General features: G+C 71.3%; 24 protein-coding genes and 1 pseudogene. 3 read left to right on the top strand and 22 right to left on the bottom strand.

The annotated features are described in order from the left end of the window. The first annotated feature begins 155 nt into the window (after positions 1-155). On the top strand, positions 156-2,003 hold the full coding sequence (locus IE124_RS01465) for a TerD family protein (protein ID WP_189503936.1): 1,848 nt from the start codon (positions 156-158) through the stop codon (positions 2,001-2,003). A 240-nt stretch (positions 2,004-2,243) separates the two neighbouring features. On the opposite strand, the gene IE124_RS01460 is transcribed toward IE124_RS01465, so the two are convergent. The 5 genes from IE124_RS01460 to IE124_RS01440 all read right to left on the bottom strand — a co-directional run bounded on the left by IE124_RS01460 (position 2,244) and on the right by IE124_RS01440 (position 6,382). After that, entirely contained in the window at positions 2,244-2,996 is a 753-nt protein-coding gene (locus tag IE124_RS01460) for an anti-sigma factor (RefSeq protein ID WP_189503934.1), read from the bottom strand. Next, on the bottom strand, positions 2,993-3,580 hold the full coding sequence (sigK, locus tag IE124_RS01455) for an ECF RNA polymerase sigma factor SigK (RefSeq protein ID WP_370468726.1): 588 nt from the start codon (positions 3,578-3,580) through the stop codon (positions 2,993-2,995). The genes IE124_RS01460 and sigK overlap by 4 nt, the downstream gene beginning before the upstream one ends. Before the next feature lie 401 nt (positions 3,581-3,981). Further along, positions 3,982-4,623 carry a fasciclin domain-containing protein gene (locus IE124_RS01450; protein ID WP_189503930.1) on the bottom strand — a complete coding sequence of 214 codons (642 nt, stop codon included), beginning with the start codon at positions 4,621-4,623 and terminating at the stop codon, positions 3,982-3,984. A 284-nt stretch (positions 4,624-4,907) separates the two neighbouring features. Further along, a complete protein-coding gene (locus IE124_RS34605; protein ID WP_229832017.1) occupies positions 4,908-5,549 on the bottom strand; it encodes a hypothetical protein in 642 nt (213 codons plus the stop codon). Between the two features lie 215 nt (positions 5,550-5,764). After that, entirely contained in the window at positions 5,765-6,382 is a 618-nt protein-coding gene (locus IE124_RS01440; protein WP_189503927.1) for a LysE family translocator, read from the bottom strand. A 112-nt stretch (positions 6,383-6,494) separates the two neighbouring features. Here IE124_RS01440 and IE124_RS01435 point away from each other — a divergent pair, with 112 nt between their 5' ends. Continuing rightward, a complete protein-coding gene (locus IE124_RS01435) occupies positions 6,495-6,947 on the top strand; it encodes an Lrp/AsnC family transcriptional regulator (RefSeq protein WP_189503925.1) in 453 nt (150 codons plus the stop codon). A 25-nt stretch (positions 6,948-6,972) separates the two neighbouring features. Here the strand turns inward: IE124_RS01435 and IE124_RS34600 are convergent, their stop codons facing one another. The 14 genes from IE124_RS34600 to IE124_RS01360 form a co-directional block, all read right to left on the bottom strand. Then, a complete protein-coding gene (locus IE124_RS34600) occupies positions 6,973-8,277 on the bottom strand; it encodes an MmcQ/YjbR family DNA-binding protein (protein ID WP_229832015.1) in 1,305 nt (434 codons plus the stop codon). A gap of 37 nt (positions 8,278-8,314) precedes the next feature. Further along, complete coding sequence (locus IE124_RS01420) at positions 8,315-9,580, bottom strand: ATP-grasp domain-containing protein (RefSeq protein WP_189503923.1); 1,266 nt, start codon at positions 9,578-9,580, stop codon at positions 8,315-8,317. 91 nt (positions 9,581-9,671) lie between these two features. Then, positions 9,672-10,955, bottom strand: coding sequence for an MFS transporter (locus tag IE124_RS01415; RefSeq protein WP_189503921.1), 1,284 nt, complete (start codon positions 10,953-10,955; stop codon positions 9,672-9,674). Further along, a complete protein-coding gene (locus IE124_RS01410; RefSeq protein ID WP_189503919.1) occupies positions 10,952-12,343 on the bottom strand; it encodes an FAD-binding oxidoreductase in 1,392 nt (463 codons plus the stop codon). Before IE124_RS01410 ends, IE124_RS01415 begins: the two co-directional genes overlap by 4 nt. A 31-nt stretch (positions 12,344-12,374) precedes the next feature. Then, the gene (locus tag IE124_RS01405; RefSeq protein WP_189503917.1) at positions 12,375-13,271 is read right to left on the bottom strand and encodes an isocitrate lyase/PEP mutase family protein; all 897 of its coding nucleotides are present in this window, start codon (positions 13,269-13,271) and stop codon (positions 12,375-12,377) included. Between the two features lie 88 nt (positions 13,272-13,359). Then, positions 13,360-14,445 (bottom strand): FAD-dependent oxidoreductase, encoded by a 1,086-nt coding sequence (locus tag IE124_RS01400; protein WP_189503915.1) that lies wholly within the window; start codon positions 14,443-14,445, stop codon positions 13,360-13,362. 4 nt (positions 14,446-14,449) lie between these two features. Next, positions 14,450-15,703 (bottom strand): ATP-grasp domain-containing protein, encoded by a 1,254-nt coding sequence (locus IE124_RS01395; protein ID WP_189503913.1) that lies wholly within the window; start codon positions 15,701-15,703, stop codon positions 14,450-14,452. Position 15,704: 1 nt separating this feature from the next. Continuing rightward, positions 15,705-16,028, bottom strand: coding sequence for an avidin-fold protein (locus IE124_RS01390; RefSeq protein ID WP_189503912.1), 324 nt, complete (start codon positions 16,026-16,028; stop codon positions 15,705-15,707). Further along, entirely contained in the window at positions 16,021-16,839 is an 819-nt protein-coding gene (ddaH, locus tag IE124_RS01385) for a dimethylargininase (RefSeq protein ID WP_189503910.1), read from the bottom strand. The genes IE124_RS01390 and ddaH overlap by 8 nt, the downstream gene beginning before the upstream one ends. Continuing rightward, positions 16,836-18,077 (bottom strand): ATP-grasp domain-containing protein, encoded by a 1,242-nt coding sequence (locus IE124_RS01380; protein ID WP_189503908.1) that lies wholly within the window; start codon positions 18,075-18,077, stop codon positions 16,836-16,838. The genes ddaH and IE124_RS01380 overlap by 4 nt, the downstream gene beginning before the upstream one ends. After that, positions 18,074-19,645 (bottom strand): class I tRNA ligase family protein, encoded by a 1,572-nt coding sequence (locus IE124_RS01375; protein ID WP_189503903.1) that lies wholly within the window; start codon positions 19,643-19,645, stop codon positions 18,074-18,076. The genes IE124_RS01380 and IE124_RS01375 overlap by 4 nt, the downstream gene beginning before the upstream one ends. Beyond that, positions 19,642-20,007, bottom strand: coding sequence for a cupin domain-containing protein (locus IE124_RS01370; RefSeq protein WP_189503901.1), 366 nt, complete (start codon positions 20,005-20,007; stop codon positions 19,642-19,644). Before IE124_RS01370 ends, IE124_RS01375 begins: the two co-directional genes overlap by 4 nt. A gap of 16 nt (positions 20,008-20,023) precedes the next feature. Further along, the gene (locus IE124_RS01365) at positions 20,024-21,307 is read right to left on the bottom strand and encodes a lysine N(6)-hydroxylase/L-ornithine N(5)-oxygenase family protein (RefSeq protein WP_229832013.1); all 1,284 of its coding nucleotides are present in this window, start codon (positions 21,305-21,307) and stop codon (positions 20,024-20,026) included. 109 nt (positions 21,308-21,416) lie between these two features. After that, positions 21,417-21,578, bottom strand: a complete 162-nt coding sequence (locus IE124_RS01360; protein ID WP_189503899.1) for a hypothetical protein — start codon at positions 21,576-21,578, stop codon at positions 21,417-21,419. A gap of 293 nt (positions 21,579-21,871) precedes the next feature. Here IE124_RS01360 and IE124_RS01355 point away from each other — a divergent pair, with 293 nt between their 5' ends. Next, positions 21,872-22,774, top strand: coding sequence for a LuxR C-terminal-related transcriptional regulator (locus tag IE124_RS01355; protein ID WP_189503897.1), 903 nt, complete (start codon positions 21,872-21,874; stop codon positions 22,772-22,774). Positions 22,775-22,841: 67 nt separating this feature from the next. On the opposite strand, the gene IE124_RS01350 is transcribed toward IE124_RS01355, so the two are convergent. The 3 genes and pseudogenes from IE124_RS01350 to IE124_RS01340 form a co-directional block, all read right to left on the bottom strand. Beyond that, on the bottom strand, positions 22,842-23,675 hold the full coding sequence (locus IE124_RS01350) for a hypothetical protein (RefSeq protein ID WP_229832011.1): 834 nt from the start codon (positions 23,673-23,675) through the stop codon (positions 22,842-22,844). A gap of 93 nt (positions 23,676-23,768) precedes the next feature. After that, a pseudogene (locus IE124_RS01345) lies at positions 23,769-24,053 on the bottom strand (esterase-like activity of phytase family protein); the annotation flags it as partial. Positions 24,054-24,116: 63 nt separating this feature from the next. Beyond that, positions 24,117-24,506 carry a hypothetical protein gene (locus IE124_RS01340; protein WP_189503893.1) on the bottom strand — a complete coding sequence of 130 codons (390 nt, stop codon included), beginning with the start codon at positions 24,504-24,506 and terminating at the stop codon, positions 24,117-24,119. Between the last annotated feature and the right edge of the window lie 148 nt (positions 24,507-24,654).

The raw sequence follows: 24,654 nt of genomic DNA, 5'->3' as shown, positions 1-24,654 counted from the left end.
TTGATCTGGCCGGCTAAAACCAGCTAATGGCGGCCTCCAGCGGCCGTTCGGCCCGAAAGCGGCCGGAAGTGTTGGGCCGATCTCTCGGCAGGGTCGAGGGGACAAATCGGCATTCGGGTTGAAGCCTCGATCGCGCCCGGATCATCCTTGCCGTCATGTCTCTCGCCGCCGCGCTCGACGTGTCACACCTGCCCGACTACACACACGACTGGGCTCTGGTCGACGTCGAGACATCCGGCCTGATCGCCCGGCGTGACCGGATCCTCTCGATCGCCGTGCTGACCTTCGGGCCCGACGGGACCCAGACCGACGAATACTCCACCCTGCTGAACCCAGGCTGCGACCCCGGCCCCGTGCACATCCACGGCCTGACCGCGGAACGGCTGAGCGGCGCCCCGAGCTTCGAGCAAGTAGCCGGACGGATCGGAGCGCTCCTGCAGGACCGCGTCATGGTGGCTCACAACGCGCAGTTCGACTATGACTTTCTCGCCCATGAGTTCGCCCGCGCCCGGCTCTATCTCCCCGTCGCCCAGCGGCTGTGCACCCTGGCGTTGAACCGGCGAGTGGAGCCGCCCTCCGTCGACCTCAGCCTGGCGTCACTTGCCGCTCACTACGGCGTGACGCAGACCAGAGCTCATGACGCGCTGGACGACACGCGCGTCCTCGCGGGAATCTTCCGGTCCTCCCTCTCCGAAGCCGCACGGCTGGACGTCCCGCTGCCGCTGGTGCCCTGCCCTCCCCGGCAGGATCCGCAGTTCGCGCCGAATCCGCCGAAGACCCCGTGCGCGTACCGCAACCCGGGCCGGCTGACACCCAACGGTCCGCTCGTCCAGGGCATGAAGATCGCCATCACGGGCGAGGCCGCGACCTCCCGGGCCGAGCTGGTGGCCCGAGCCGTCGCCGCCGGCCTGAACATCATGTCGTCGGTCAGCCGGCACACCAGCGCTCTCGTCACCAACGACGCGGCCTCGGGCTCGGCGAAGGCACGGCGCGCGATGGCCGAAGGCGTCACGGTCGTCGACGAGCACACCTTCCTGAAGCTGCTGGGAGAGGTACGTCCCGGAACACCGCACGAGAATCAGACGCCGCAGAAGACCCCGGAAGCCACGACCCCGGCCACGCCGCCCACCACGCCGACGCCGTCCCCCACTACGACCGCAGCTATCGCGAACATGCCGGCGCCCAGGCGACCCGAGCCCAAGCATTCCGCCAGGCCGTTCGGCCGTCGGCGGGTCCTGATTCTGGGCGGCACCCACGAGGAGGCATCAGCTGCCCGGGCGAGGGTCGTCGAGCTGGGTGGGGCCGCCGCGATCAACCTCTCGGCGAGCGTCACCGACGTCGTTCTCTTCCCCGGGGGCGAACTCGACCGACGTATGACCCGCATCACCGCGCTGGGGCTTGCGGTCCATGCCCACGCCTGGCTCGGAGCCCCCGCCCCCGAGCCGGCCGACGTCCCCGCCCAGGACGATGCGATGACCGACATCCTGCCGCGCGGCGGAGTCATCGACCTTCCCTCACTTCCCGCCCCCGACCAGTGGCACGTGAGTGCCTCCTGGGCACAGCAGGCGAGCTGCGAGATCGACGTCGTCGCCTTCGTCCTCGACGAGGACGAGCAGGTCTCCTGCGACGGGGACTTCGTCTTCTACAGCGCGCCGGAAAGTCCGGACGGAGCCACCCGTCTCCTCTGCGACGGCCCGACCGAGCAGACCATCGCCGTCGACCTCGCGGCACTGCCCTCCGCCGCCCACAGGATCGCGATCGCCGCCGCCATCGACGGTGCCGCCACCTTCGGGGACATCGGAGCCGTCCAGATGACCCTCGCACCGGGCGTCGATGCTCCGGCCACGGCCCAGGCCACTCTGGACGCCGCCACCAGCGAACGCACCCTGCTCCTCGCCGAGATCTACCGTCGGGGCCCACGATGGCGCTTCCGCGCCGTCGGCCAGGGCTACGACTATGGCCTGGAGACCCTCGTACGTGGATACGGCGTCGACGTGGAGTAATCCTCGTCGCCCGCCAGATGGCGAGGGTGACCCAGAACATCGGTCACGAGAGGACAGGTTCGTCGATGCGCTGCCGGTGAAGGGCGCTTCTGCGAGGTCGGGGTGAGTAGTCGTCTGCGCTGACATGATCGCAGAGACGTATCCAGCCCTTTGTGCTTCTTCTTTCGGTGGGAGGCCGAGGCCCGGCGGGTGTGAACGTGAGGGCGGGGGCGGTCGGAGAAAGGGGTGGAGGGCGGTGCGTCAGGCCGGCAGGGGTAGGAGAAGCAGGGGGGTGGTCGTGGGTCGGGGGGATCCCCCCGTCGGTTCGAGGGTGAGGCCTACGGCGGTGGCGTCGGCGGGGTCGCCGTCGAGGGCGACCGTGCCGTCGGAGTGGAGGAACCCCGCGGGCTGCATGGTGCCGTCCTGGTCGAGCCAGAGCTGATAGGTGGTGCCCTGCGCCGGGGCGGGGAGGCCGGTGGCCGTGATGACGGCCTTGTTCTGGCGGTCGGAGCTGACGACCGTGGTGAGGGCGCCGTTGGTGGCCCGGCCGTGAGTGGTGCGGGCGTCCGGTGCGGCCAGCACGGTACTGACCGTGTCGAGTCGCTGTTCGGCCTGCTGGGCCTGGTGCCGGGCGTGCTGGCTCTCCTGGTACTGCCAGGCGGCGAGGCCGGCGAAGGAGACCGCGGCGGCCAGACAGGCGGCGAGGGCCAGGGGCCCGGCCTTGCGCCTCAGGGTGTGGGTGAGGCTTCGGGTGGCGCCGGTCGTGGGGACCTGCGGCGGGAGCTGGCGCACACCGTCGATGCCCGCCATGGTCCGCTGCTTGAGGGCGGGCGGCGGTTCCTGGGCAGTGGCCCCGGCGAGGCGGGCGGCGGTGGCCTCGAACTCGGCCACGTCCCTGCGGCAGTCCTCGCAGTGCGGGAGGTGCGCGGCGAAGTCGTCCCGCTCGGCGGGGTCGAGCGCGTCGAGGGCGTAGGCGGCCGCGAGGGCGTGGAGGTCGGAGCGGTGCTGGTTCATGCGGTCACCCCCATGCAGTCGCGGAGCCGGATCAGTCCGTCGCGCATGCGTGTCTTGATGGTGGGAAGCGGCGTGTGCAGGGTCTCGGCCACTTCACGGTAGGTGAGTCCCCCGTAGTAGGCGAGGGTGACGGCCTGGCGCTGGAGTTCGGTCAGGCCGCGCAGGCAGCGGCGTACCTGTTCGCTCTCCAGCCGGGTCTCGACCTGCTCGGCGACCTCGTCGAAGGCGGTGGTGTGTTCGCGTGCGGCCTGCGCGTGTTCACGGTCGGTGGCTGCCTGGGCGGAGCGGACACGGTCCACGGCCCGGCGGTGGGCGATGGTCGCCGCCCAGGAGGTGACTGACCCGGCGGTGGGCTCGTAGCGGGCGGCCTGCCGCCACAGGTCGATCATGACCTCCTGGGTGACCTCCTCGGACTGCGCGCGGTCCCGCAGGACTCTGACGACGATGCCGAACACCGTCGGCGCGAGCGCATCGTAGAGGGTGGAGAACGCCTGCTGGTCGCCCTGGGCGACCTTGCTCATCACCTCGGCGAGGGCGTGGCGAGGGGGCGGTCCGAGGTCGCCCAGAGGAACAGGCCGGTTCACCGGGCGGGCCCCGTGCGGGGGGACCAGACGCAGCCGTCCGGGACGGCCGGCCGGGGGCGGGGTGTCCATCGCATGCGGGTCCTTGATCGGAAGGCGGGGCCGGCCGCGGGGGACGCGGGCTGCGGCCACAGGCCGGGAGGCGGCCTGTGCAGAGTCTTCGTAGCGGACAGGCGTACGGATGGGGGTCGGTATCGCCGTCTCCTCCGGGCTCCGTTCACCCGCGCGAGTGAGACCGTGCCGCCGCGCCCGTCCGGAGAGTCCACGTGGACGGTGGCCCACGCGAGAAGGGCGGTGCGCCATCGGTCCGGCCGGTGGCTCAGCGCCCCCCTCGGCGGTCCCGGTGGCGCACCGCACTTCAACGGTCCTGGTGGTGCAGCGCCCTTCGGCGGTCCCGGTGGCGACTACTTCGGCATGAGGACCGTGTCGACGATGTAGACGGTGGCGTTGGCGGTGGGCACGTTGCCGCAGACGACCTCGGAGGTGTCGTTGACGGTGTACTCCTCGCCGGAGCCCTCGGTGGTGAGCGTGCCCTTCTGCAGGGTCTCGAAGGAGCCGTTCTCCAGCTGCTTCGGCGTGAGCCTCTCCCCGACCACGTGGTACGTGAGGATCTTCGTCAACTGCTCCTTGTCGGCGAGGACCTTGTCGAGGTCGGCCTGGGGAATCTTGGCGAAGGCGTCGTCGGTCGGCGCGAAGACGGTGATGTTCTCGGCGTTGTTGAGGGTGTCGACCAGACCGGCCTGCTTGACCGCGGCGACCAGGGTCGACAGGGCCGGGTTGTGGGAGGCGGCGGTGGCCACCGGGTCCTTGGCCATGCCGTCGAACGAACCGGCCCCCTCCTTCGGCACGCCGGCACAGGCCGGTCCGAACGGGCCCTCGGACGCCATCGCGTCCGAGGACTCCTGGGCCCGGGGCGGCGCGGCCTGCGAGGTGGCCTCGCCGGACGTCGCGTCGTTCCCGGAGTCGGAGCAGGCGGCGAGGGCGAACGGCAGGGTGGCCGCGGCGGTGACGGCCACCGCGGAACGACGGAAGCGCAGGGTGTTCATGGGGTGGTCTCCTGGACGTGTCGTGTGGGCGCTGCAGACTGCGGAGAACATCCGGCGGCGGCCGTTCACGGCACGTGGCGGTTCCCCGTGTCGTACGGCCGTCGCGTCGGTGCTCACAGCCACTGTTCGGAGCGGGGTCCGCCCCGGATTGGCCTCTGCTCGCAGCAACGCCCCCACCGGCGACAGCGACGACAGCGACGACAGCGACGACAGCGATAGCAGCGACGACCCGGAACCCCGAACTACCCGCCGGCCGCGACAGGTCGATCACGCCGGGCCGGTGGTCACCGCTTCTGGTCGTCAGGCGTGAACGGGCCGGTCGCGGGGGCCACGCACTTGTCGATGACGGTTTCCTCGCCGGCTGCCGAGCCCTCCAGGCAGAGCTTCCCGCCGTGCTCGCGCAGGTCGAGGAAGAAGCGCGTGGTCGCGCCGGACTGCCTCAGGTCGTGGATGCGCTCGTCGGCGTAACCGAGGTCGTTCAGGATCGTCCTGACCTTCGTGGGGGTGGGGTCCACCAGGTCCCAAAGGGCCTCGGCGATGCGCTGCTCGTGGTGGTTGCTCGCGCACCAGTCGCGCGCGTCCAGCTCCACCTCCGGTCCCGCCGTGGGAACGACCGGCTCGGTCATGTCGGCCGGCGGCTCCCAGCCGGGCGGTGCCGGCGCCGGGCTCGGCGGCGGCTCGGCCGGGGTGCCCGGAGCGGGGCAGGTCCGCTCGATGTACTCCTGCAGCTCCGCGAGGGTCGGACCGGCCTGCCGGCTGCCCACGGTCTCCGCGCGCACGGCCCGGTGTCCGTCGCCGGTCGCCTTCGCGGTGCCGCACGCACCGAGTGCCAGCACAGCGAGGGCCGTGACGGCCAGGGTGAGCCGGGGCCGGCGCGAGGAGGAGGAGTGGGTGAACATGCCGGTCGGGGCAGGGATTCGTCTCATGTGCACAGCCTCTGATCAAGCTGATTCCCGCGCGTGAGTACGCGTACTCACGAGGGCGGGGAAAGACGCTCAACCTTCCCGGGTCAGTGCGGTTCGGTCGGCGGGGACGCCGGCCTCACCCGTCGCCGAGCGCGAGGTCGAGCGCGAGGGCGACCGCGTACGGCGTGGCCGACGAAGCCCTTGTCGACCAGCACCGGGGCAGCAGGACCGGTTCCTCAGCCGGCCAGGCGTTCCAGCAGCAGGAAGGCGCCGATGGCGATCATCATGGCACCGCTGACGCGGGTGACGGCCCGGGCGGCCGAGGGCCGGGTGCTGAGGACCGTGCGGGCCAGGACGCCGACGCCGAGGTAGACGACGGCGCAGGCGGTCAGGTGCATCATGCTGAGCAGCCCGGTCTGCGCGGCGACCGGCCAGCCCGTGGCGGAGTCGATGAACTGCGGGAACAGCGAGAAGTACAGCAGCAGCGCCTTCGGGTTCAGGCCGCTGATCCCCGCCCCCTTGAGCATGACCCGCAGTCGGGAGGCGTCCGCGCCTCCTCCCGCAGCCGTCGGCACGGCCGGCTGCCGCAGGACGCCCCAGCCCAGCCACAGCAGGTACCCGGCGCCCACCATGGTCAACGCGGTGAGGACGGCCGGGGAGCTCGCCACGAGCACCGCCAGTCCGGCCACGGCCACGAGCGCATAGGCCGCGTGCCCGACGATCAACCCGCCGACGGCCGGGACGACCGAGCGTCCCCGCAGACCGGCGGAGATCGCGTAGGCCCAGTCCGCGCCCGGCGTGAACACCAGCAGCAGGTCCACGGCCAGGAAGGCCGCCAGTGTCGTCGTGTCCATCGAACGTTCCCTCTCGCACTTTCTTGCTACGGAGGGAAGGCTAGGTCGGATAGGCCCGAAGGTGTTTGCGTCTTTACTCCATGATCGCGAGATCTGAGGGAGAATATTCGCTATGGACGCCATGGACCGGAAGATTCTTACCGAGCTACAGCTCGACGGCCGCCTGACGATCACCGAGCTGGCCGCCCGCGTGCAGCTCAGCGTCTCGCCCTGCCACCGCCGGCTGCGCGACCTCGAGCGCGAGGGCGCCATCCGCGGCTACCGCGCCGTCGTCGACCCGGCCGCCGTCGGTCTGAACTTCGAGGCCCTCGTCTTCGCCACCCTGCGCTGGGAGGACGCCGACACGGTCACCGCCTTCGAGGAGGCCGTGTCCGCCGTCCCGCACGTGCTGCAGGCCCAGCGCCTGTTCGGCGAGCCCGACTACCTCCTGCGGGTCGCGACCGCCGACCTGGCCGCGTTCCAGGAGCTGTACGACCAGCGGCTCGCCCGACTGCCCGGGGTCCAGCGCCTGACCTCGACCCTCGTCATGAAGCACGTCATCGACGACCGCCCCCTGCCGGAGTAGCCGGCCCCGCCCCGTCGGGTCGGCCTCAGGGGGCGGAGCTCCTCATGGAGAGGTGTACGTAGAGGAACTCGTCCAGGATCTTCGACAGCGGTACGTCGGGGCGGCCCACCAGGCCGGGGAGTGCGGCCTCGGTGGCGCCGGTCTCGGCGAGGACCGCCCTGGCCCAGTCGCGGCCGAGGGCGAGGTGCCGGGTGAAGGCGGCCGCGTCGCGGGTGCCGTGCAGCCGCTCGGCGATCGCCGCGTCCCAGGCCATGATCGCCTCCGGGCGCAGGGCGTACAGGGCCTTGGCGGCAGCGGTCGGGCCGAGCGAGCGGACCGACCGGCCCGTCGTGACGGGCAGCGTCACGAGGTCGCCGTAGGCGCGGCCGAAGGCGGCCACGGCGGCGTCGTCCAGACCGGCGAGCGTCCCGCGGGGCAGGGTGTCGGACCAGGCCGCCCACCAGCCGGCGAGTCCGGTGTCGAAGGGCGCGGGCTCGCCGGCCCGGGGATAGCGGATGCGGCAGCCCCAGGAGTTGAGCCAGCGCAGCAGGGCGTCGCGGTGGTCGACTCGGGCCGGGTCCAGGCCCGGGTGGGTGCGCTCGCGGAGGGCGAGCCAGCTCCTGTCGACGCCGGTGAAGCCGTTGAAGACCTCGGCGGCCGCCCGGAGGTCGGCGAAGGCGGGCGCCTCGACGACCGGTGGTTCGGTGGCCAGCGCCTCGACAGGCGGTGATCCGGTGACCGGCGCCTCGACCACCGACGGTCCGGTGACCGGCGCCTCGACCACCGACGGTTCAGTGACCGGCGCCTCGACCACCGACGGTTCGGTGAACGGCGCCTCGATGACCGGTGATCCGGTGACCGGCGCCTCGACGACCGGTGGTTCGGTGGCCGGCGCCTCGACCACCGACGGTTCGGTGACCGGCGCCTCGACCACCGGTGATCCGGTGGTCGGCGCCTCGACAGGCGGGGTCCCGGTGGTCGGCGCCTGTCGAGGTGCCGGTGCGGGCGTGGCCCGCAGGTGTTCCGTCGCCACCCTCGCCGGGACGACCATCCGCCACGCCTCGGTGACGATCTCCCGCAGCTCCTCCGCGTCGATCGCGGACAGCCGTACACGCACCCAGTTGAAGCGCTCGTCCCTGAGGGCGGGCATCGCGAACTTCTCCGGCTGTGAGGCCACCAGGGCGGCGCGTTCCTCCTTGGGGTACGAGAAGCCCATCACCGTCTCGTCCGGCGAGAGCGCCACGTAGACGATCCTGCCGACCCGGAACTTCACCCGGTCCCTCACGAGCGCCTCGTACGTACGCGGCAGAGCGAGGGCGAGGGCCCTCACCTCTTCGACCGTCACCGCCATGCCGTCCCCCTCTCCCCGCTCACGCCGCCCAGGACCTTCAGCTCTCCGGAGTATCCGGCACGGTGACGACGTCGACCTCGGCGAGCGCCTCCTCGGTACGCCGCCGGGCCTCCCGCTCCGTCCCGGCCACGGCCACCGCCGCGCCGATCCGCTCCTTGGAGCTGCTCAGCTTCCGTACGCGGTCTCCCGCCTTCACCGCGACGTTGCAGGAGACCACGTCCGGCACCTCCCTGGCCCGCTCCAGTCCGCCGACCGTCTCGACCAGCCCGGGCCGGGCGTGCAGGAAACGGACCGCCGCCGCCCGCTCGGCGCTGCTGGGCAGGGGGCCCGGCAGCGGCTCGCCCTTCATCAGGGTCCAGAAGTGCCGGACGAGTTCCACCGGGTACGCGCGCTCGATCAGGTCGATGATCCCGTCACCGGCGAAGCGGCCCGCGCACTCCACGAGGAACGGCGTGCCGTCGGAGACGATCCACTCGCAGTGGACCACGCCGCTGCCGAAGCCGACCGCCCGGAGCACCTGCCGCGTCCGCTCGTAGAGCTCGTCCCGCAGCTCCTCCGGGATGCCGGCGGGCACGGCGTGCCCCATCTCGACCGGGCGGTCGCCGGGGAAGAGGATCTTCTCGGTCACGTTCGCGAAGAGCGGGGTGCCCCGGTCGACCAGCATCTCCACGCTGTACTCGGCACCGGCCACGTACTGCTCCACGAGCATGCGGACCTCGCGGGGCCGGTCCGGCACGAAGATGCCCTCGTCGTGGTCGGTGCACTCGATCCAGGCGGCGTCCACCTCGTCCGCCGACGCGAGGATCCTGGTTCCCGTGGAGCCCTGCCGGTTCGCCGGCTTCAGCACCACCGGTCCCTCGTGCAGCTCCATGAACTTCCGCACGTCGGAGGCGTCCGCGACGGAGGTCGAGCGCGGGTTGGGGACGCCCGCGGCGCCCGTCACCTTGCGCGTCAGTTCCTTGTCCCGCAGAATCTGCGCCGCGCCGAAGCCCGCCCCCGGCAGGCCGTACCGCTCGGCGAGCCTGGCCGCGAACGGCGTCGCGTACTCCTGCAGGGGACCGATCGCCGCCGGCACCAGATCTGGATGCGCGTTGACGAACGCGTCCGCAGCGCCCGGGAGTTGGTACTCCCAGTCGATCACCTCACGCACGACCGGGGAGCCGGCCACCTGCGCGCGTACGTCACGCTTACGGATCACGTCCGGCTCATCGATGATGATCACGGACCGGTCGGGCTGGAACTCGGCGAGCGAGGTCACTGCCACCGGGACGAAGCCCACCATGATGACGGGGCGGTCGGTCACTGTTGACTCCTTTTCCGCCGTCCGGCGGCACGAGGGACTCGGGGCTTGGCTCTGGGCTGAGGGGATGGTGCAGGGGGCGGGACGACGAGGGCTACACGGCCGCCGCCTCCGCCTCCGCGACCTCGTCGACGTCCTTCTTCGGGTTCTTGTCCCGGGCCTCGCTCAGCCCGTACGCGGCGAAGAGCGCCGCGAGCGCTCCGGCCGCCCCGCACAGCAGCCAGACGCCGTTGCCGAAGGCCCCCCAGGCGAGTACGCCCAGGGTCGTGCCCGTCGCCGAGCCGAGGGAGAACGCGGCCTGCGAGGAGCCGATGGCACGCCCCTTGACGTTCTCCGGCTTGCCGGCGGGATGCGCCCACAGCGTGGGGCCGCTCACCATCATTCCGCTCACGAACACGGCCGTGCCCAGCAGGATCACGACGGGCGATCCGGAGATGGCGTAGGCGGTCAGGCCGAGGGCCATGACGAAGGTCCCCGCTCCGGCCGCGACCGGCGCCTTCCACTCGGAGACGTAGCTGGTGATCTTCAGTTCGAGGGCGATGAGGAGCCCCGACGAGAGCGCGAGGGCGCTGCTGTACAGGGCCGTCGGGTTGCCGTCCGCCTGGACCTTGAGGGGCAGTACCGCCATGAACTGCATGTAGAACATGGCGCTCAGCGTCATGGAGGCCAGATAGAGGACGAACTTGGTGTCGCGCAGCATCGCGAGGTAGCCGACCTTCTCGACCGGCGCCTCGACCGGCGCCTCGGCCGCGGCGCCGGGCGCGCCGTCGGTCCGCTTGCCGGCCTTGCCCGGGAGGAACACCAGGGAGAGCAGGGCGTACGACAGCGCGGTGGCACCGTCCACCCAGTAGAGGAGGTCCCAGTTCGCCAGGGTGAGGGCCGCCGCGGCGAACGGGCCGATGACGGCACCGAGGTTGAGCGCGGTGCGCATCATCGAGAAGGCCATCACCCGCAGTTCCGCGGGCATCACCGCGTTCAGCAGGGCGGAGGCTCCCGGGCGGTACGCCGCCGTCGCGGCACCGGCCGCGCCGATCAGCACCGCGACGTAGGCGAAGTTCGACGGGTCCTTCAGGAACGGCAGGCTCGCCACCAGCAGGGCCGAGCAGGTCATCGCGATGACGATGGTGTTGCGGGGGCCGAGCCGCTGGGTCAGCTCGCCGCCGATCAGGCCGCCGATCAGCGCACCGAGACTGTAGGCCCCGAGGCAGATGCCGGCGCGCTTCATCGACCAGTCGTTGTGTACCAGGTAGAGCACCAGGAAGGTCTGGACGAAGGCGCCCATCTGGTTGACGAATACCCCGCCGAGGAGGAAGCGGGCGGTACTCGGCGTCGCCTTCAGCGCGGCGAACACACCGATCCGCTTGGCGTCGTCTGTCATGACTGAATCCCTTGGTCGAAACCGAACACGTTCGTGGGGTCGTACGTCCGCTTCACCTCGACGAGCCGCGGGTAGTTCGTCCCGTAGTAGGCCTGTCGCCAGTCGTCGAGCTCCGGGTCGACGAAGTTCTGGTAGGACGCGTCGGACATGTAGGAGCCCATGTCGGCGTGGAGGCCGTTCACCCAGTCCTGGACCGCTTCGACCTGCCGCGGGGAGTCCTCGCGGCTCCAGGAGGCGTCCATCGAGGCGAGGAACATCGTGTCCCGGTGCACGAACGCGCTGTCGGCCGCGGGCACGTCGTTGATGGCACCGCCCCAGGCGAACATGCCGAGGCCGCCGCCGTCCGGGTTCCTGCTCCCCGGCCACTTCTCCATCCAGGTCAGGATCGAGTGGATTCCCTGCCCGGAGACCGGCTCCTTCACGTATCTCGTACGGGTCATGAAGTGGTCGTCGACCGGCGAGGGGTGCGACATGTTCCCCTTCGCCTCCCAGTACGTCTGGTCCACGAAGTGGCTGCTGCTCGGGGCCGCCGCGGAGATCACCGGCGCCAGGATCGCGCGCAGCTCCTCGGAGGGCCCGAAGTAGTAGCCCGAGACCCCGACGAAGCGGTTCCCGGCGGCCGAGGCCGAGTCGGCGCCGGAGGTGGCGACCCTGAGGTTGAGGGAGAACTCGTGCGGCGCCTCGGGCATGAGGCGCTGCACGGCGTCGACCACGCGCTCCGCGTCCGGCCACTCCCAGGTCAGACGGCACATCGACACGTCGCGCGCCGGGTGCGTCCGGAAGGTGAGCGACACGTTGATGCCGAAGTTCCCGCCGCCTCCGCCCCGGCAGGCCCAGAACAGGTCCGGGTTCTCGGTCTCGTTGCACACGACCAGGTCGCCGTCGGCGGTGACGACCGTGGTCTCGACGAGGGAGTCGCAGGTGAGGCCCAGCGACCGGGAGGCGTACTCGCATCCGCCGCCGAGGGTGAGCCCGGCGATGCCGACCAGCGGGCTGGTCCCGGTCGGGACGGTCAGCTCGTAGGGCCGCAGCCGGTCGTGCACCTGCCCGGTGCGCGCGCCGCCGCCCGCGGTGACCAGTCCGGTCGACGCGTCGACGTCGACGAGCGAGCACCTGCCGAGGTCCACGACCAGGCCGTCGTTGAGCGAGTAGCCCGCGAAGCTGTGGCCGCCGGAGCGCGCGACGACGGGAACCCCGTGCTCGCGCGCCCACAGGACGGACCTTCTGACGTCCTCGGTGTCGGCGGCCACGACGACCGCCCCGGGGGTACGGGCACCCTCGTGGCGCTTGTTGCGTACGTGGGTGGCCACCCGGTAGCCGGGGTCACCCGGCCGGAACAGTCGCCCTCGCAGCTCGCCGGCCAGCCCAGCCCAGTTCGGGTCGATCACGTGTCCTCCTGCCTCGACTCGGATCCCGCGCTCAGACGAAGAGACCGTTGAGGTCGAAGTACGTCAGCGGGTCCGCGTCCTTGGTGTCGGCGGTCCCGGACTCGCCGCCCGTGGAGTCGGCGTCCTTCGGTTCGCCGTCCTTGACGTCGCCGTCCTCGGCGAGCAGTTCGCGGGCGGCGGCGCGCGCCGCGGTGTAGGCGATCTCCGCCATCGCGGTGCCCACGCTGATGCGCTGCACGCCGGCGGCGGCGAGTTCGGCCACGCCCGGGCCGCCCGGACCGGTCATCGCGTTGACCGGCAGCGGGGAGGCGGCGACGAGCAGCTTGAGGACGGGCAGGCTGACCAGGCCCGGCACGAACAGGCAGTCGGCGCCCGCCTCGGCGTAGGCCTTGGCCCGGCTCACGACCTCGTCGAACCGCTCGGACGCCGCGCCCACCTCGAAGAGGAAGACGTCGGTGCGGGCGTTGATCAGGAGGTCCTGGACGCCGACCTGCGCCGCCGCCTCACGGGCCGCGCTGATGCGCTCCGCCTGGGCCTCCACGCCGAAGAGCGTGGAGTCGGCGGCGCCCGAGTCCTCGAGGTTGATCCCGACGACGCCCGCGGCGACGGCGGCGCGGACGGTCTCGGCCACGTCGTGCGCGGAGGGGCCGTAGCCGCCCTCGATGTCGGCGGTCACCGGCACGTCGACGACGGAGGCGATGCGCTCCGCCATCGCGAGCATCTCGGTCCGCGACAGGCCCTGCCCGTCCGGGCGCCCCAGGGCCCAGGAGACTCCGCCGCTGGTGGTCGCGACGGCCTTGGCGCCCGCCTCCGCGAAGAGCGCGGCGCTCGCGGCGTCCCAGGCGTTGGGCAGCACGAGGGTGCTTCCGGAGTGGTACGAGTGCAGCAGCTGGGCCTTGGCGTTCAGGGAGGAGTGGGCAGTGGCCATGGGATCACCTTTCGGAGGACGGCCGCCGTCGGGCCGTCGTTTGTCGCGGAGTTCGTGGGGGGGAGGGCGGTCCGGTGTCCACCCGGCTTCATCTCTGTGCCTGGGAGCCCCCCGGATGCGCCGCCGCGAGACGGTCGAGAAGTCCGGCGGCCGCGGTCCGGCTGGCGGCGAGGACCGTCTTGGCGGCGCCGCCGCTGCCCCCGGTGAACGTGAACACCGGCGAACCCTGCTCCAGGTCGCGCAGGGCCAGCCCCGGCTCCCGGTGGTAGCAGTCCGACGAGCTGAACCCCTCCACGCCGGACGGCTCCAGGTCGAGGTGAAGCCGCTCCGAGGCCACTTCCAGCAGGGTGCCGATCAGGGAAGGGTCGACGCCGACGCCGTCCGGGTCGACGCCCCACCGGTCCGTGGGGATCCCGAGGAGCAGACCGCCGTCCGCCAGCGGACGCCCGTAGAGGCCGCTGGTCTCGTCGGTGAACGCGCCGAGTCCGGGCGGGGCGACGGGGCAGCGGACGTACTGGATCGCCTTGGTCCGGAAGCCGCCGGCCACCGGATCGTGGTCGAGCAGCAGGTGCGGCGTCCACGCGCCGGCCGCGACCACGACGGCCCGGAAGCCCTTCGCGTGCGCGGGGTCGACGCCCTGGAGCGTGCCGTCGGGCAGGACTCCGGTGACGAGCTCCTGGGAGACCGTGACCCGGGACCTGAGCAGCTCGCCCGTCATCGACGTGCGCAGCCGGTGCGGGGAGAAGTACCCGCCCTGCCGCTCCACCACCGCGACGGTGCCCGTGGGCAGGCCCCGCACCGGGCAGGGCCCGGGGAGGTCCTCGACCGCCGACCACGTCAGCGAGCCGGGCAGTCTGGCCTCCACGATCGAGGCCAGGGCCTCCATGTCGGCGCTCCCGGGCTCCAGGAAGTAGTGGGAGCCGACCTCGCGGTAGTCCGCCCGGTCCCGCAGTACGGGATCGGCGGCCAGCTCGGCCATGCTCTCCGAGGCCGCGAGACACGACTCGGCGTCGGTCTCGAAGCCCCGGACCATTCCTCCGGAGGCACCGGTGGCGTCCCCCCGGACGCTGTGGTGGCCGACGAAGAGCGTGATCTCCACGTCGGGGTCGAGCCGGCGCAGCCGCCAGGCGAGCGCCGCACCGGCGATGCCGCCACCGATCACCGCGATGTTCATCGCGCTATTCCCCGATCGGGTCGAGAGTCAACGAGAAGGCCTGCTCCGCCGTGTCCAGCGCCGTCTCGCAGGCGTCCGGGCCGTCGCCCCGGCAGATCGCGTAGCCGAAGCGCGCCACGATTCCGCGCGGGGGCAGCAGCAGCACGGCGCCGGCCGTGGTCAGGGCGGCTGCCTCGATCAGGCCCGGGCCGGTCCTGGGCACCTCGACCTCGCGGACCCGGCCGTCCTCCGGCGGATAGCCGAACCGGATGCCGACGCAGTCCCGCGTGGTCGCGGTGAGAGACGGCTCCCGGCCGGTGGCGACCTGGACCGCCACGAGTGCGGGGTCGATGCCGGTGGCCAGCTTTCCCAGGTAGGGGATGAGTCCCCCGCCGAGCCGCCCGTTCACCTCCACGATGGCCGGGCCGGCCGGGGTGAGCTTCACCTCGGTGTGCGTGATGCCGTCCTGGACGCCCAGGGCCCGGTGGGCCCGGGTCAGGACGTCGAGGAGCGTGCCGTCGGCGAGGAGGGGGTCGGCGGCGTCGACCACATGCCCGGTCTCCTCGAAGTACGGCTCCATGCCGACCTGCTTGCGGGCGAGCACGAAGGGCTTGTACTCCCCTGCCACGACGGCGCCGTCGACGCTGATCTCCGGGCCGACGAGCATCTCCTCGACCAGGACACCACCCTCGTACGCGGGGTTGCCGCCGTGGCTCCCCCGCTCGGCGACCTCGTAGGCGTGGTCGAGCGCGGTCTCGTCGTCGGCGCGGATCACACCGATGCCGGCGCCCATCCCCCGGGGCTTCAGCACGACGGGGAAGCCGAACTCCACGGCCGCCGCGCGCGCCGATTCGAGCGAGGTGACGTAGCGGTAGCGGGGCTGCGGCAGTCCGGCCTCGGTGAGGAGCCGGCGGGTGTGCTCCTTGTTGCGGCAGTTCTCCGCACCCGTGACGGACAGGCCAGGGAGCCCGAGCTCCTCGGCGATGTGCGCGGTCGCGACGACGAGGGTCTCGTCGTACGTCCACACACCGGCGATCGTGTGCTCCTCGGCCAGCGTGAGCGCGGCTTTCACCAGCGCTTCCCGGTCGGGGATCAGCCGGGCCCTGTCGATGAGTTCGACCACCGTGGCGCCGCGGACGTAGGGCCGCTGCCAGGTCGGCTCGGTGGAGTCCAGGAGCCAGACGTCGTGGTGGTCGCGGGCGCTCGCGAGCAGGTACTCCCGGTAGGCCTGCCCGCCACTGCCGACGACGAGGACGAGGGCCTCGTGCGAGGTAGGCACGCTAGACCTCCCGCAGCTCGGAGACGCCGGTGGCCGCGTGCGGCCCGTAGCGCTCCCATGTCTCGTGCAGGGTGACACGACCGTCGTCGCCGGTCTCGGGGACGCTGTTGCACCGGCCCGTGATGACGTCGCCGCTGGTCATGACCATGGTGTAGCCGAACTCCAGGGAGCCGTCGGGCAGTCGCCGCCCGGACAGCGCCCCCTTGCGTACGTCTCCGCCTTCGAAGTCCGCCCACAGCAGGTCGCCGTCCTGGCGGTACAGGGCGACCGGCGCCCGGTCTCCGTAGGCGGGGTTGCGGAAACGCTTCCCGTCGAGGTCAGTCACGGTCGCGGATCTCCAGCGTGCAGCACTTGACGCTTCCGCCGGCCTTCAGCAGCTCCGAGAGGGACGCGCCGATCGGCGTGAAGCCGCGCTCCGCCAGCCGGGCCGCGAGGTGGGTCGCCGCCTCGGGCAGGATGACGTTGCGGCCGTCGGACAGCGCGTTGAGGCCGAACGCCTGGGCGTCCTCGTCCGTCGCCGTGATGGCGTCGGGGTACCGGTTGCGCAGGAACTGCCGACTCGGCTCGGAGAACGCGGCCGGGTAGTACATGATCTCGCCGGGGGCGAGGACGGCCAGGGCCGTGTCCAGGTGGTAGAAGCGCGGGTCGACGAGCTCCAGCCCGACGACGGGCAGCCTGAGGTGCTTCTCCGCCTCGCGGTGGGCCTCCGGGTCGGTGCGGAATCCGGTGCCGGCGAGGATGACGTCCTCGTCGACGAGGAAGTCGCCCTCACCCTCGTTGACGTGCACGGGCTCGTGCACGTCGTAGCCGCGGGTGCGGAACCAGTCGGCGTACGCGGGGCCCTCGGCCTCGCGCTCCTGGTAGCGGAACTTCGCGGCCAGGACGCGGCCGTTCACGACGGTCGCGCCGTTGGCGGCGAAGACCATGTCGGGCAGACCCGGCAGGCCTTCGATCAGCTCCACGGTGTGCCCGAGGGAGACGAACAGTGCGTGCAGCTGCTCCCACTGGAGGATCGCGAGGTCGGCGTCGACCGGCTTTCCGGGGTCCATCCAGGGGTTGATGGAGTAGTCGACCGCGAAGTGCGTCGGTCGGCACATCAGGTAGTGACGCTGCCGGGCAGTGCGCTCACTGGTCATGAGAGGGACACCTCAATCTTGTTCGCCAGCTCGGTGGCGGTGTTCATCGCGTCTTCGAGGGAGGTGCCGGTGGCACCGAGGAATCCGAGGATGCTGTTGCCCTCGGGGGGGCGCTTGATCAGGTCGCCGGGCTTCGCGGTCACGTTGAAGAAGAAGAGCCGGTCCGACTCTTCGACCTCCGCGGGCACCGAGATCGACCGGATCTCGCCGGGGCCGCTGATCAGGCACATCGCCGCCGTGTGGGTCCCGGTGGGCGTGTAGCCGTCGACGTCGGGCCGCTGCCCCGCGGCGACGTCGGCCGTCGCGCGGATGGGGCAGAATCCGGCGCTCAGCCGCGCCATGTGGTCCAGGCCGCCGCCGCCGGGGCGGGCGGCGATCTCCAGGATGTACGGCTCGTCGCCGTGGAAGCGGACCTCGGCGTGCATCGCGCACCGCCTGAGGCCCTGCGCGTGCGCCGCGGCCGTGACGGCCTGGTGCACCCGGGCCAGCTGGGGCCCGGAGAGCGAGGTCGGGGCGTGGTGCACGTCGTCGTCGAAGGTGGCGCCCTCGACGGTGACCCGGTCGACCACGGAGCCCAGATGGACCTCGCCGTCCCAGGCCACGGCCTCGATCAGGTACTCGTTCCCGTCGAGGAAGGACTCGATCAGCAGGCCCGACGGGCCGACGTCCATGCCGTCGGCCTCCAGCTGGAAGAGGGCCGCTTCCGTGATCCCCTCGGCGGCCGTCGCGAACCGCTCGCGCAGTTCCCCGGCGTCGTCGAGCCGGAAGACGAAGCTGCTCGCCGCCCCGAGCGTGGGCTTGAGGATGACGGGGTAGCCGAACTCCTCGGCGGCCGCCTCGGCCTCGTCCACGGTGGAGACGAAACGGAACCGCGCGTGCGGCGCCTTGTGCTCCTCGTGGGCCTGCCGCATCAGGAACTTGTTGCGGCTCGTCCGCGCGGCCTCCACACCGATCGTGGGCAGGCCCAGCGCCTCGGCGACGTGTGCCACCGCCATGACACCGAACTCGCTGAAGGTGAAGACCCCGTCGAAGTCCTCCTGGGCGTGCCATTCCCGTGCGGCGGCGACGATGTCGTCGACGTGCTTGCTGCCGGCCACGCGGTAGCGGTCCGCGGGCCAGAAGTCTTCGGTTCCGATGCCGTTCAGTACGTGGACGTCGACGCCCAGGTCCACCACCTGCCGGTAGCGGGCCTGGAAGTACGTGCGGTACTGGACGGCCTCGATGGCGAGCAGCTTCATGGGGCGGTCCTCGAAGGGGTGGCGATCTGCGGCAGTCGGAACGGCGGGATCTCGTCGGCGCTCTCGCCGCGGAGGTCGACGGCGACGCCGGCCTCACGGGCCTGCTCGGCCACGTCGATGAGGACGGGCGAGGCGCAGGACAGCAGCGTCCGGGTCTCCAGGAGGAGGTCGCCCAGTGCCGTGTCGGGGGCGTCAGCGTTCCGCTCAAGCCGCTGCACCTGGGTGATGATCAGGTCCGCGGCGCGGGCGAGGCTGTACGAGGACAGCTCGTAGCAGGTGTGGAACCGCTCCTCCATGGCCGCGGCCCGGGCCCTGCCCTCGGCGGAGGTCGCGAGCGGTCCGGTGGGGCGGACGTCGTCGAGCCGCTGCGCGAGCCGGTCGGACAGCCGGTTCCACGGGGCGACCAGTCGGTCGGCCGTGATCTGCTCGAAGGCCGCCCGGCTGAAGTTGGTGCGCTGGTTCTCGGGGCACGTCAGCGAGAGGTAGAAGCGGATCAGGTCGCGGGGCACCTCGTCGACGAGGTCCTCGGCCCACACCACGTGGCCCTTGCTGGTCGAGAACTTCTCGTGCTCGAGCTCGTAGAACTCGTTGCAGACGATGGTGTCGGGCAGGACGTACCGGCCGTCGTGGGCCATCAGCATCGCGAGGTGCGTGCCGCCCCAGAAGTAGCCGTTGTCGAAGCCGAGGAAGTACACGAGCCGGGCGGAGTGCTCGGCCCTCCACGCCTCGTCCGTCGCCGCCGCGTGGTCGTCGCCGGCCCACCAGGTGCAGTACATCGACGCGGCCATGCCCTCGGCCCACGCGTTGAGCACCTGCCCGGGCGTCTCGGGGAACGGCGCCGCGATGCCCCAGCCGGTCGGGAAGGTGATGGGGAAGTCCGGCAGCGGCCGGGACAGCACCTCTTTGAACAGCTGCACGAGATGCGGCCGCCAGCCGGCGCCCTGGCTCTGGTGGTAGGCGGTGAGCTGCTCGCGGTACTCCTCCATCGGGAGGACGAGGATCTCGGCCTCGCGGAAGGCGACGGGCTCGGTGGGGTCGATGGTGGAGCGGGGGTTGATCAGCTCCGAGAAGTTGTTCGGGTGACCGCACGCCTCGCAGAGCCCGCCGCGGCTCTCGGCCAGGCAGACCGGGCAGTCGCCGGCGACCAGGCCCTCCATCAGGAACTCGCCGGTGCTCTCCAGGTACGGGAACGTGCCGGTGCGGAGTCGGAGCTTGCCGGTCGCGTGCAGTGCCGTCAGGAAGTCCAGGGCCGTGCGGCGGTAACCGTCGTCGAAGGGGGCGAACCCGTCGACGGAGATGCCCATGACCTCGAGCGTGCGCTCGATCTGCTTGGCGGACAGCGCGCAGAGCTCCTGCGGGGTGGTGCGGAGCTTCGCGGCGCTCGCGACCACGTACGTCTGGCTGTCGTCCGTGCCGGTCGTGAAGACGACCGGCCGGCCGATGGCGCGCAGGTAGCGCGCGTACACGTCACCGGCCAGGTAGGGGCCCGCGATGTGTCCGACGTGCAGATTCCCGTTGGGCGTGGGCGGGGGCGCGATGATGACCGTGGTGGGGCTCGTGGGGCTCACTCGCCCGCCTCGTGCTTCGCCACGAACACGTCGGCCATCGGGCGGTCCCACCAGATGCTGTACATCTCGAAGTCGTCGTCGCTCTCGTTGACGATGGAGTGCCGCTCACCGGGGGTGAAGTGCACGATGTCGCCGGCGACGAAGGGGGTGCGCCCGCCGTCGTGGTCGAGGACGGCTTCGCCCTTCATGGCGACGAAGATCTCGTACTCGTGGTGAGCGTGCGGGGTCGAAGCGGTGCCGGGCCTGATGACGCACCAGGACCCCTCGAAGGGCGCGTTCAACGCGGGCCAGGGAACAAGTCGTTGGGCGTCCAGCCCGTTCTCGTGAACGAGCTCGTCGCGGTTGAGATGACGAATCTCCATCAGGGTCCCCCCCTGTTCAGGCCGTGCGGGACGGCACTCGGTCGTTCTCGTAATGCCGGACGATGTCCGCCGCGATTTCCCCGGAGCGGCTCGCCAGCACGCTGAGGAGCGAGTCGGCGATGCCGTGCGTGGCCTCGTTGACCCCCTGCAGGTAGCAGCCGGCGGCGGTCCCGCCGGGCACGACCATGCGGTAGTCGCGGGTGACCTCGACGTCGGCGAGGCCCAGCGAGTCGGCGAGGTCGCGGATGTGCCGGGGCATCGAGCGGACGAATCCCGTGCCGAGCAGCACGGTGTCGCAGCGCACGGAGTCGCTCTGTCCGGTCCTGCGGTCCGTGAAGGTGAGCACGACGTCGTCGCCGTCCATGCGGGTCGACGTCACGTCGGACATGCTGACCATGTCGATGCGCTCGGTACCGGTGAGCCGGTCCTGGTACATCTGGTGGTAGAGGCTGTTGAGCAGGTCCGGGGCGAGGCCTCCGTAGTTCGTGCGGTACATCTCGTCGAGCATCTGGCGGCGGGCCTCCGGACGCGACGAGTGGAACTCGCCCACGAACGAGGGGTAGAACAGCTCGTTGGTGAACTTGCTGCCCTCGTAGGCCACCAGGCCGATCGACCGCATGAGCAGGGTCAGCCGGGCGTGCGGGAACTCCTGGTAGGAGGACCAGAGCATCTCACCGGCGCTCTGCGCGGCGCCGACCACGGCGATGCGGTGCGCCCCGAACTTGTCGAGCTTGCCGATGCGCTCCGAGAACTCCGTGCTGTGGATGACGCGTTCGGCCGGAAGCGACCGGAACGCCTCCGGCACGTACGGGTCGCGGCCGCCGCCGATGACGAGGTTCCGGCAGGAGATGACGGAACCGTCGGAGAAGGTGACCTGCCACCCCTCCAGATCTCCGGACTCCGGTCGGACCGGGCGGATGCGGACGGCCTTCTTGTTGAACTCAACCGGAATCGGAACTTCCGTCGCGACCCAGCGGAGATAGGCGGAGATCTCCATGCGGTGCGGGGTGAAGGTGCCCGTGTTGATGAAGTCATCGAGACGGCCGACCGAATGGAGGTAGTTCAGGAAGGAGAAGCGACTGGTGGGATTGCGAAGCGTCACCAGATCCTTCAGAAAGGACACCTGGCTGCGCGCCCACGGCATCATCATTCCGCGCTGCCAGGTCACATCCTCGGCCTGCTCGACCACGAGTGAACTGTCGACCAGCCACGACGGCGCCGATTCACTGAGCGCTACCGCCAGTGCGAGGTTCGCCGGCCCGGCCCCGATCGCCAGCAACTCCACGTGCCGTTCCGACACTTGACCCCCCAAATTCGTGATGTTGCGAAATGAACAAGCAGTGGGCGTTCCCGGGCGGAATCACCTTCCGCATTCCCGGTCCGCGGATTCCCGGTCCGCGGAATCGGCGTCATCCCCAGCCGAGATCGACACCCAGTGCGGTCACGACGACATCGCGGTTCGGCGCGTCGTCGTCGACAAGGAAGGCGTCGGCCTGGGTCAGGGCCAGTGCGCCGAGTGCGGACACCACGACCGCCGCTCGCCGAAGGTGTCTGGAAAGGGTGCTCATCATGTGTTTCCCCGTCTGTCATCTTGCGCCACTCAGGCTCGTGACCTGCGGCGACATCCACTATCGCCAGGCAGAAACCACGGATCCAGGGAGTTGAGGGATCATGTTGCCGCTGGCAGAAATGCGACCCTTGAACGTAAGGTTCATTAGTGATCAGAACAGGCGGATCGGACACCGCGGAATCCGTTGCGGCGGGAGCCGCGCAGGTCTACGCCTGCCTCCTCGCACGGGAGCAGGCGACATTCCAAGAGATTCAGGCAGAAGTCCGGTGCCTTCCCGCCGACGCCGAGAAGGCCGTGCGCGCCCTGATCGGCTGGGGTCTGCTGCAAGGCCCTTCGGAGGAAGGCCACTTCCACGCCGTCTCTCCGGAGACGGCTCGCCGGGTCGCACTGAGCCCGCTCTACCAGGAGGTCCAGGGGCTGCAGCACGCCATCGCGGAGACCAGCGCGGCCTTCGACATGCTCACTCCGGTCTACGAGACGCACGCCGGGGCACGAGGCGTTCCCGACCTGGAGGAGATCCACTCCCTGCCGGCCGTACGCAACCTCATCACCGGTCTGGCGGTCGACGCCCAGGAGGAGGTGCTGACGTCACAGCCGGGCGGTCCCCGGCCGGAGGAGCTGATCCGCGAGTCGCTGACGAAGGCGGAGAGCCTCCTGCAGCGGAACGTACGGATGCGGACGCTCTACCAGCACTCCGCCCAGTTCGACCAGGGCACCATCGGCTACGTGGAACACGTGGCCAGACGCGGCGCGGCGGTCCGCACCACGGCGGCGGGGTTCCCGCGCGTCCTCATCTTCGACCGCCGGGTCGCCGTGCTCTCCCTGCGGGGGAGCAAGGAGGGCGCGCTCATCGCCCGGAGCCCGAGCGTCGTCGACATGGCCGTACAGGCCTTCGAGCACGCCTGGGCGGTGGCCACGGACTTCCCCGTGAGCTATGACCGCGAGGTCACGCAGAGCACGTCCAACGCGATCCGCTCGTCCATCGAGCAGCAACTGGTCGACGGCATCAGCGACAAGCGGATCTCCGAGGGCCTGGGGCTGTCCCTCCGCGCCGTCCAGCGGCACATCGCGGAGATCATGAGGGAGCTCGGCGCGCGCAACCGCCTCCACGCGGGGTACCTGCTCTGCGAGAAGCGGCTCCACAAGGGTTCGACGCCGGCCGACGGCTCACCGGAGACGCCCGCGGCACAGCCGTGAAGGGCTCGCGGGGCCGCCGGCGAGCCTACCGGACCGCGCCCGCCCGGGCCCCACGCCCGCCACGGCGTCAGTCGGTGTACGTGCGTGCGGTCAGCCTGCGTTCGGCCTGCGGCGGGACCGTGAGGGCGAAGCCGTGGTTCGCGGCGACGGAGCGGGTGTGGTCGGCCGAGAGCGAACCGTGCCGTTCGAGGGAGAGGGCGGGCAGGCCCGAGCGGCCGTGACCCGAGGTGCGGTGGAAGGACAGCACCGTCGTCGACATCGGCACGTGGTACGGGTGGTGGCGACGGGCGACGGCCTCGTCGTCGTGGGCGAGGATCCGGACGTCCGGCTCGTGGCCGAAGTCCCTGGTCACTCCGGCGGCCCGCCAGTGGGCCGGCTCGTACTCCGCACCGGTCGCACGGCGGGAACGGTTCACCGAGGTGACCGAGAGGAATCCGGCACCGGTGCGGCCGAGGGCCTCGGCGAGGAAGACGTTGGACGGGCAGCGGTAGCCGGGGGCGATCAACTGCACGGTGGGCACGCCGTCCTGGACGGCCGAGAGATGGGGAGGGATCCGCGCCGCGGCGGGACCCCGGAAGCCGAACGGCCCGAGGGTCAACAGCTCCTCCACGAGGTCCTCGATCTGCCGGCGCGGCACCTCGGCCGGCAGCCGGGTCCAGTCGAAGACGGATCCCACGTGCTCGCGGACGGTCGTGACGCTGCCGACCTGGCCGGCCGGGCGGCCCTTCAGCCGGTTGACCCGCTCGACGACCTCCCGGTCGGCGCGGGCCGTGAGCGCGTAGAAGTTGCCGAAGCCGTGGGCCACGGCGGCCCCTTCGCCCAGCGCCTCGGCCGCCCTCCGTACGTCTCCGATGTCACCCAGGACCAGATCCCCGGCCGCGCCCGTCCGTCGTCCGCTCACCGCGCACCTCCACATGTCGTCGTCATGGACGACCGGGCAACGAGCCGGACCCCCACCGGTCACCCGGCGGGCCGCCGTCCAGGGCACGGACTCTCAGCGGACCGGGCGGGGCAGGCGTACGCGGACGAGGGTCGTCTCCACGCCGCTGTCGACCAGACGGCCGGCCGCGTCGAAGGCCGCGGGGCCGTCCGTCATGCCGAAGTCGTTGTCGTTGAGCAGGACGAGGGTGGAGCGGCCTTCGAGGGCGATGCCCTCGATCTTGCCGGGGACTCCTTCGACGGTGTTCAGGTCGAGGACCAGGCGCTTGGCGAGGAGCGGGGCGGCCTTCGCGGCCTCGTCGTCGAGCTGTTCCAGGGTGGGGGTCGCCGGGGTGTCCCAGCGGGCGACCGGGTGAGCCCTGGGTGAACGGACCTCCGTGGGCGGCCCGCACCGCCGCGGGCCTCAGCGCAGCAGCAGGTTCGCGCCCACGTCCTCCGGGACGGCCTCGCGGACCGGGGTGCTGTCCGGGCCCAGGACGCGCATGTCCGGGATCGGGATCCGGGTGGTGCGGTGGAGCAGGACCGTGCCGTCCTGGCGCCGGACCTCCGTGTAGCCGTGGGCCAGGAGGAGCGCGACGCGCGCCGCCTGGTCCTCCGTCGTGGCGAAGGGGAAAGTCCTGTCGTCCACGCGCAGGAGGACCCAGGCCGCGCCCCGGGGCACCGTGTCGACGATGACCACGTGCGTACGGGCCGTCAGGCGGGGGGCGATGGTGTTGTCCGCCTCCACCGTCGCCCCGTCCGGGATCAGTTCCGCCGCCGCCCCGTAGCGGCGGGCCGGCCCCCGTTCCAGCATCAGGAGGGGTTCTTGATCGGCTACCTCGGCAGCTCGAAGTGCGCGTATGCGCGCACGGCCTGGTCGAAGATCCCGAGGTCGAAGCCCGTGAGCCGCAGGGCCGTCCAGGACTGCATCCCGAGGCCGAGGCAGACGAGGAAACAGAGCA

Source organism: Streptomyces narbonensis (assembly GCF_014649015.1).
In the GTDB taxonomy this organism is placed as follows: Bacteria; Actinomycetota; Actinomycetes; order Streptomycetales; family Streptomycetaceae; genus Streptomyces; species Streptomyces narbonensis.
The sequence above is the reverse complement of the archived record's forward strand: the minus strand, read 5'-3'. Positions and strand labels throughout refer to the sequence as shown.